Source organism: Nostoc sp., assembly GCF_036919595.1.
Taxonomy (GTDB): domain Bacteria; phylum Cyanobacteriota; class Cyanobacteriia; order Cyanobacteriales; family Nostocaceae; genus Nostoc.
Genome location: NZ_JBALCO010000178.1, coordinates 1 through 7,768, shown reverse-complemented (window position 1 = coordinate 7,768; position 7,768 = coordinate 1). Strand labels below are relative to the sequence as shown.

The 7,768-nt window shown below is 42.0% G+C and carries 7 protein-coding genes; 1 reads left to right on the top strand and 6 read right to left on the bottom strand.

The annotated features are described in order from the left end of the window. Window positions 1-238 precede the first annotated feature (238 nt). The 5 genes from V7K21_RS27605 to V7K21_RS27585 all read right to left on the bottom strand — a co-directional run bounded on the left by V7K21_RS27605 (window position 239) and on the right by V7K21_RS27585 (window position 5,947). Complete coding sequence (locus V7K21_RS27605) at window positions 239-661, bottom strand: tellurite resistance TerB family protein (RefSeq protein WP_335178875.1); 423 nt, start codon at window positions 659-661, stop codon at window positions 239-241. Window positions 662-718: 57 nt separating this feature from the next. Continuing rightward, the gene (locus V7K21_RS27600; protein ID WP_335178873.1) at window positions 719-2,215 is read right to left on the bottom strand and encodes a 16S rRNA (cytosine(967)-C(5))-methyltransferase; all 1,497 of its coding nucleotides are present in this window, start codon (window positions 2,213-2,215) and stop codon (window positions 719-721) included. A gap of 130 nt (window positions 2,216-2,345) precedes the next feature. Then, window positions 2,346-3,800 (bottom strand): glycoside hydrolase 100 family protein, encoded by a 1,455-nt coding sequence (locus V7K21_RS27595; RefSeq protein WP_335178877.1) that lies wholly within the window; start codon window positions 3,798-3,800, stop codon window positions 2,346-2,348. A 525-nt stretch (window positions 3,801-4,325) separates the two neighbouring features. Then, window positions 4,326-5,543: a DnaJ domain-containing protein gene (locus V7K21_RS27590; protein WP_335178871.1), complete on the bottom strand. Its 1,218-nt coding sequence runs from the start codon at window positions 5,541-5,543 to the stop codon at window positions 4,326-4,328. 203 nt (window positions 5,544-5,746) lie between these two features. Next, entirely contained in the window at window positions 5,747-5,947 is a 201-nt protein-coding gene (locus V7K21_RS27585; protein WP_335178870.1) for a hypothetical protein, read from the bottom strand. A gap of 182 nt (window positions 5,948-6,129) precedes the next feature. On the opposite strand from V7K21_RS27585, the gene V7K21_RS27580 reads away from it, so the two are divergent. Further along, window positions 6,130-7,323, top strand: coding sequence for a Coenzyme F420 hydrogenase/dehydrogenase, beta subunit C-terminal domain (locus V7K21_RS27580; RefSeq protein ID WP_335178868.1), 1,194 nt, complete (start codon window positions 6,130-6,132; stop codon window positions 7,321-7,323). A gap of 103 nt (window positions 7,324-7,426) precedes the next feature. On the opposite strand, the gene V7K21_RS27575 is transcribed toward V7K21_RS27580, so the two are convergent. Continuing rightward, on the bottom strand, window positions 7,427-7,768 hold a 342-nt coding region (locus tag V7K21_RS27575; protein WP_335178866.1), incomplete at its 5' end, for a hypothetical protein.

The following is a 7,768-nucleotide window of genomic DNA, read 5'->3' as shown; positions in this document are numbered from 1 at the left end:
GGGGGATGAAGGGGCTGCCGTCGGCAGCCCCTTCATCCCCCTTTAAAACGATTATCATTATTGTTAATGGAATAGTTTATTCTCTGGAAGTCCCTAATGAGTGATGAGTGCTGAGTGTCGAGTGCTTAGTTGTGAGTGCCAAACTTAAAAATAATCTATCTATAGACGTGATTAATCGCCTTTTGTCAACTCATAACTTCTGACTCCTAACTCATAACTCATAACTCATAACTCCCTGTTAGTTTTGCACTTCAACCCAACGGCGGTAAAGCTTTTGAATTTGTTTTAGAAGTTTAGTCTGAACTGGTTGAGTTGAATCGTGCGGTTTGGCTATATCTTGCAATTCCGTTAGAAGTCTGGCTTCTTCAACGGCGACTTCACCATCGCTATAAATTAAGCCACTAATGGCTTCAATCAAGTTTTCACAATCTTCAAGGCTGGGGCGATCGCCTAAATACTCCTGCACCCAGTCATAGCACTCTTTTGGTTGTACAGGAACTAGTTCGTACAGCCAAGGCTTAATTTCTGGATCGTTAGCCAAACCCTTTGCTTGAGCTATTTCGCGCAGATATTGCCGTTCTTCTGGCTGGATTCTGCCATCGATCCAGGCTGCTCCAATCAGGATTTTAACTAAGTTTTTCATATTGGAATCGGTAACCATTGCTGCCTCCTCTGGTAGATTCAGGCCTCCACCAAATAGTACAATCCCAAACAGTATTCACTCGGAATTATTGGTTTTTCTTAAGCGCACCATAAAAAAGCCATCCATGTCCTGTCGATGGGGCCAGACTTTAAACCAACCTTGAGGCATGTTACGGGCAGAATCAGGGAACTCAAAGTCGCTGGGAGACTCAATTTGCCAATCAGGTGACTCAGCTAAAAATGCCGAAATCACTTGTTCATTTTCTGCTGGATGCAATGTACAGGTAGCATAAACTAGTACACCACCAGGTTTGACAAAAGTAGATGTATGTGTTAATAATTCTTTTTGCAGCAGGGAAAGTTCCTGGACAGATTCTGGTGTCTGTCGCCAACGAGCATCAGCATGACGGTGCATGGTTCCCAAACCAGAACATGGAGCATCCAGTAATACGCGGTCTGCGGTGTTTTGAAATTGGGCAAAATGACGACTGTCACCAGTGTAAATTTGAATAGATTGTAAATTCAGCCGTTGAGAATTTTCTTGGAGTTTGCGAAGACGAGAAGGAGTGCGATCGCAAGCCCAAATTTTCCCTTTATCTGCCATTAATTCAGCGATGTGGGTTGTTTTACCTCCTGGTGCAGCACAGGCATCAATCACCACCTCACCTGATTGGGGGTCGAGCAAATGACTTACCAATTGGGCACTACTATCTTGTACAGTCCACCAACCTTCTTTGAAACCAGGTAGTTTTTGAATTGACCCAGTACTACCAATCAATCGTAAAGCTTGGGGTAAATGAGAAATCCGTCTCACCAAAATACCAACAGATTGCAAAGCCGCCTCAACTTCCTCAATTGAAGTGTGAAGGGGGTTGATACGCAAGTCAATTGTTGGTGATTGGTTCATCCATTCACATAATTGTTCTGTCTCAGCTAAACCCAATTGTTCTAACCAAACTTGAATAATCCAGTCAGGAAAGCTGTGTAAAATCCCCAAGCGTTCCACCTGACTTTTAACGTCATCTGGAAAAGTTACGAAAGCTAACCCCCCAGCCCCCAACCCTTGTAGGGAAGGGGGAGAATTCAAAACCTCTCCCCTTTTAGGAGAGAGGTTTTCCAGATCGGGTAAATTGTCAAAGTGTTCCACTAGGTTCTCTGGAAGTTGTAACGGATCTCCCTTTATCTTTTCTGCAAGGCGGATGTACTGGCGTAATAGACCGTTAACAAAACCTGTGAGTCCAGAAAAACCGTTTTCTTTAGCGAGTTGGACGGTGGTATTAACAGCAGCTGAGGCGGGAATACGCTCTTGATAGCGCAGTTGGTAGAAGCCCAGATGTAAGATGGTGCGGAGGTATTGTGGTTGTTGATCAGATTTCTTTTTAGCGAGTTGATCAATGAGACTATCAAGAGTGCGCTGCCTTCTGACGCTCCCATAAACCAATTCTGTCAGTAAGCGGCGATCATTATCAGCCAAATTAACTTTTTGCAGCACTCTATCAAGGGCAACATCAGCATAAGCCCCCTTATGAACATCTCGCAGGGCGATAAAAGCTAGTTGACGGGGGTTTGTCATGGAAACATAATTCAGGAGTCAGGAGGCTTTTGTATTTTAACTCTGCCAATTTTAGATTTTGGATTTTAGATTTTTCCTTCAATCCAAAATCTAAAATCTAAAATCCAAAATAGAATGACTCCTAACTTCCCTATCGAGGCATATACGGGTCTACAGTAGCGATTTCAAGCTCACATGCTCTAGAAACCTGTTCTGCTGGTAATTTCCCAAAGCTGATTAGTGGTAAATATGTGGGGTTTGCCATCAGTTCTTTTGCTAATAAGAACCCAGTAATTGTCCAAGTTTGATATTTCCTAGCTTGTTTCCCAATCAGTCGCCCTTTCTTACCATCGTAATACTCTGGCCATTCATCTGTACTGAGCCGTCCTTGGGCAGTTTCAATAGCTTTTTGTGCAAGACTTATTTTGTTAGTTTTCATAGCCGCAGCTGCCAACATCCACATTAAAACTGGCCAACTACCAGCATTATGATACGACCAGGGGATATTTTTAGGGTCACATCCAGTTACAATTCTGTATTCTTCATGTTCCAAAGCTGGGAAACAAATTTTCATTGGCATATCTCCCACCAAATCTTCCCATCGTTCCTCGATGAGAGTCATAATTGCTTGTGATTGTTCTTCGGTGGCTAAGTCTGAAATAATTGCCATTAAGTTTCCCAGTGAAAAGAAGCGAGTATCTAGCTGTGACGGTCCAACATTACCCGCTAAATAACCACCTTTTTTTGATAACCACTTATCTAATTCATAATAGGGAACAGAATCTACATATATGTTGAACAGATTAACAGCACCCTTGCCATATTCTTCACTTTTGAAGTGATAAATTGCATTCAAACGATTAATATCTATCCAATAATGCTGGCGAATATGAGCACATAAAAGAGGTAACCGATTATCAATGGCTGCAACAATATCGGAATTTCCTTGACAAATTAGCAGTTCACGAGATGCACGCAATGCCGTGTAAAAAAGAACTTGTAGTTCTAGAGGATGCCCATAAATGCCCATACGACGGTCAATCATACAAGCACCATCTGGAACCAACAGCGTTGGGTACATATCAAAACGATTCGCCAAGCAGATTTCCATGATTAACCTGATTCCGTTTTGGAATTCAGGTTGATAAGCTAGAGAAAAATCTTCTGTGGCGACTACATAAGCACGCAACAAAATAATCCACCATAGGCAAGAATCTACAGGCGTAACTCTAGCGATCGCATGTTCACCAAAGTCTGCTTCTAAATATTCTTGCCCATTTTCTGATACAACTTTAAAGCTAGCTGGTATTAATCCTCGTCCCGGCTTATAGGCATCTAATGCCTTTTCTTTAGGCTGTAACTTTAAGGTTTCTTCTAAGAAATTGCGAACAATATCTGTTCTACCTTTGATCAGAAAAATTAGACCGGCAGAGACAAAATCCCTAACAAAGCACTGGTCATAATTGAGCGCCGCGATAGATGCATCATAAGCGGCTACCGTACCAACAGGGCGGCCTTGATAGTAAAGAATTGATTTTTCTAGTGCTTGCCACGCTGCTTCTACTTCTTTTAAATTTTCAGTAGTTTCCAATTCGTTTAGGTGCATCGCCAGAATAACTCCATTTGGGTTGTGAATTTGTGGTAGATGCGTCTTCATTTATGATTTTTGCTATTCTCAGCATAACAAAAATGCTTTTTTAATTAGCAAATATAAGCAAAAAAATTAATCAACTAACTATAAATAAATCTGCTGACATTTATGCAGCTTTCTTGCTAGTTAATTTGCTTATAATCGATTACTCTTTTGGTTAATTATAGTTGCTGTTATTCACTGCAAGCAGTAATATAATTCTTAAAATCAGTCACACAAGATATATTTTTAAATTATTTCTTGTTCCGTTTCATGTCCTAAATCTTTGCTCTACCGAACAGAAATATATCTTCAGTGCTGTTTAGGGTTTGTGTGAAGTTAAAACTAGTTGCAGTATATTTACTTGAGCCTGATTATTTTTTGGCACTAAGAGGTCAGGTTACTCCCCTATAATCTAATAATTTATAACGTTTTGTCAGAATATGCAAGATGAATGCTTGAACAATTTAAGATGTCAATACTTCCGAAGAGTTATATATTTTACTCTACTGGACATTGATGAGTGTTTAACTGCTTCTGGAATTCTTTATAAGCTTGATTAATTGCTTGCATTGAAGCTTTTGCGCTCGCAGAACTGTTGACATCAGGATGATACTGTCTTGCTAATCGAAGGTAGGCAAGTTTTACAGTATTGGCATTATCACTCTGATCTACACCCAAAACTTCCCACCATTCCCCAGATAATACGGAGTCGAGAGTAAATTTATCAAAGCTTTGCACTTGACTCCAAATCTTGATGCTTCCGCCATTACCGCTACTTACCAGCGTCTTGCCATCAGGACTGAAAGCAACGGCATTTCGTCCAGAAAGATTTTGTAGTAGTTCCCCAGTATGTAGGTTCCAAAGTTTGATAATACCGTCTTTGCTGCTACTGGCGAGAGTTTTTCCATTGGGGCTGATGGCAACAGACAAAACCGCTGCTGAGTGTCCAGTTAGAGTGGAGAGTAATTCTCCAGTTTGGAGATTCCACAGTTTTATTGTGGTGTCTGTGCTACCACTAATAAGAGTTTGACTGTTAAGACTAATAACAACTGTATTCACAGCTCCCAAATGTTCAGTAAGAATGTAGCGCTGTTGCCAAGTTTTTAAATCCCAAAGCCTAATAGTTTGATCAGCGCTACCACTTGCAAGGATTTTACCATCGGGACTGATGGTGACAGACAAAACTGCATCTGAGTGTCCATTCAAGGTGCGTTTTATTGTTCCGGTGTAGCGTCCCCAAATTCTAATCGTCTTATCGCCAGCACCACTAGCAATAATTGCCCCATCAGGACTGTAGGTTACCGAGTTAACAAAACCATTATGACTGTAGGGAGAACTTAAATAAAATAATGTCCGGTGAAATTTTCTTGTGTCCATCTGCCAACAGCTGATTTTGCGATCAACATTACCACTTGCAATTTGTTGTCCATCAGGGCTGATAGCAACAGATAAAACTGCCTCTGCTTGTCCAGAGAACGTGTAAAGCCATTTTCCTGTTTTCAAATTCCACAAATAAACTTGTCTGTCATCACTGCCACTAACCAAGGTAGTACCATCAGGACTGATAGCGATCGCATTAACTGCCCCTAAGTGACCCTTGAGTGTGCGTACACATCTCCAGCTTTCAGGTAGCTGGGTTGTCGAAGATATTATTTCTGGTTCAATATTGGGAGTAGAAGGTTTAGGAGTAACAAATTCTGATTTGTCATATAACAAAACTCCCTAAACCTTATAGATTTAGGGAGTTTATTTAAAAAACACAATTAAATTTCTATACGCCAGGATCATAACTCGCTTATACGAGACATAGGACGTCCTGGTGTCTACACAATATAATATAGCGAATATTATAAGAGTTGTCAATGCCTCAGCCTAAACTAACAGATGATGAGCTAAAAGATGACGAGTTGTGTAATGCATCAAATTGCTCGATAGTTCCCCGCCTCAAACTCAGCGATCGCCTCCTGTGCAAAAGCTTCCAATTTGCCATCAGCAATGTCTTTCTCAAATTGTTCATCCCACCGTTGATAGTCTAAATCAGCAAACCATTCAAGGAGCTTGTGATCCTCGTTAGGTGACAGTTGGAGAATCGCGGACTCAATTTGCTCAAGCGTCAGCATAAGGATACATCACCTTTAATCTAAGCAAATTATAGCTTGCTCAACTAATGATCTTGACGCAGTAAAACCAATCACTTCTGCTTATTGCGTCCATTCTCTTCTTATTCAATTTCTATCGTGAAGTTCATAGCCAGTAAAGGTATTGTAATAAAAGCGATTACTGGATAAAACAAAAAATTTATATGACCTCAGTTTCTCCTCACAAAAAAGCCAAAGCCTTAAAACCTACCAGCCGCCGCCCTGCTAAAGAACTCTGTAGCGAGTGCGGACTATGCGATACATACTATATTCACTATGTCAAGGAAGCCTGCGCTTTTATTAATCAGCAAATAGGTGAACTTGAAGAAGAAACGCACACGCGATCGCGCCATCTCGACAACCCCGATGAACTGTACTTTGGTGTTCACCAAGACATGATAGCGGCGCAAAAACAGCAGCCTATCGAAGGCGCACAATGGACGGGTATTGTTAGTAGCATTGCCATTGAAATGCTCAATCGCGGCTTAGTTGAAGGTGTCGTCTGTGTGCAAAACACTAAAGAAGACCGCTTTCAACCTATGCCGATCATTGCCCGGACTCCAGAAGAAATACTAGCAGCGCGGGTAAATAAACCAACACTTTCCCCGAACCTTTCTGTATTGGAACAGATAGAGAAATCGGGGATGAAGCGGCTGTTGGTAATTGGTGTTGGTTGCCAAATTCAGGCATTACGAACTGTAGAAAAACAACTCGGCTTAGAAAAGCTGTATGTTTTGGGTACGCCCTGCGTAGATAATGTTAACCGCGCCGGACTGCAAAAATTCTTAGAAACCACCAGCCGATCGCCTGAGACAGTTGTGCATTACGAATTCATGCAAGACTTCCGGGTTCACTTCAAACATGAGGATGGCTCATCAGAAACAGTGCCTTTCTTCGGCTTGAAGACTAACCAACTCAAAGATGTCTTTGCCCCATCCTGTATGAGTTGCTTTGATTACGTCAACTCCCTAGCAGATTTAGTCGTTGGCTACATGGGCGCACCCTTCGGCTGGCAATGGATTGTAGTTAGAAATGACACTGGTAAGGAAATGCTAGATTTGGTGAAAGACCAGTTAGACACCCAACCAGTGATGTCTAAAGGCAACCGGAAGGAAGCTGTACAGCAAAGTATTCCCGCTTACGATAAAGGCGTTACCCTCCCGATGTGGGCAGCAAAACTCATGGGTGTGGTTATCGAAAAAATCGGCCCCAAGGGTCTAGAGTATGCGCGGTTTTCGATTGATTCTCACTTTACTCGGAATTATTTGTATGTGAAGCGAAATCATCCAGAAAAATTAGAGGCGCACGTTCCAGAGTTTGCCAAGCGTATTGTTCGACAATATAAGTTACCAGAATAGAAAAGTACACAGAGAATCTGGCGACTGGGGCATGGGGCACTTGTACTGAGCTTGTCTTGAGCTTGCCCTGAGCGGCGTCGTAAAGCCTGCGGCATAGCTACGCTTAGGGCGCAGCCTCTCCAAGAGTTGGGCGTCTTGCCTTGAGCGGAGTCGTAAAGCCTGCGGCATAGCTACGCTTAGAGCGCAGCATCTGGTAGAGAAGTATTGGGCATTGGGTATTGGGTATGGGGTATTGGTTATTCTCCTTGTCTGCCCCTATGGTGTACACACAAGTATGACCAGCATAGGTTTCAACTCTTCTAGTTGTTTTGTAGGGTTCGTTATGGAGACGCCGAAATAACAAATGAGTTCGCCGAAATAACAAATGAGTTCGCCGAAATAACAAATGAGTTCGCCGAAATAACAAATGAGTTCGCCGAAATAACAAATGAGTTCGCCGAAATAA

Bases quoted from the DNA above. Each gene is read 5' to 3' on its own strand.
- V7K21_RS27595 (WP_335178877.1), bottom strand. From the start codon at position 3,800: ATGCACCTAAACGAATTGGAAACTACTGAAAATTTAAAAGAAGTAGAA.
- V7K21_RS27600 (WP_335178873.1), bottom strand. From the start codon at position 2,215: ATGACAAACCCCCGTCAACTAGCTTTTATCGCCCTGCGAGATGTTCAT.
- V7K21_RS27585 (WP_335178870.1), bottom strand. From the start codon at position 5,947: ATGCTGACGCTTGAGCAAATTGAGTCCGCGATTCTCCAACTGTCACCT.
- V7K21_RS27605 (WP_335178875.1), bottom strand. From the start codon at position 661: ATGGTTACCGATTCCAATATGAAAAACTTAGTTAAAATCCTGATTGGA.
- V7K21_RS27580 (WP_335178868.1), top strand. From the start codon at position 6,130: ATGACCTCAGTTTCTCCTCACAAAAAAGCCAAAGCCTTAAAACCTACC.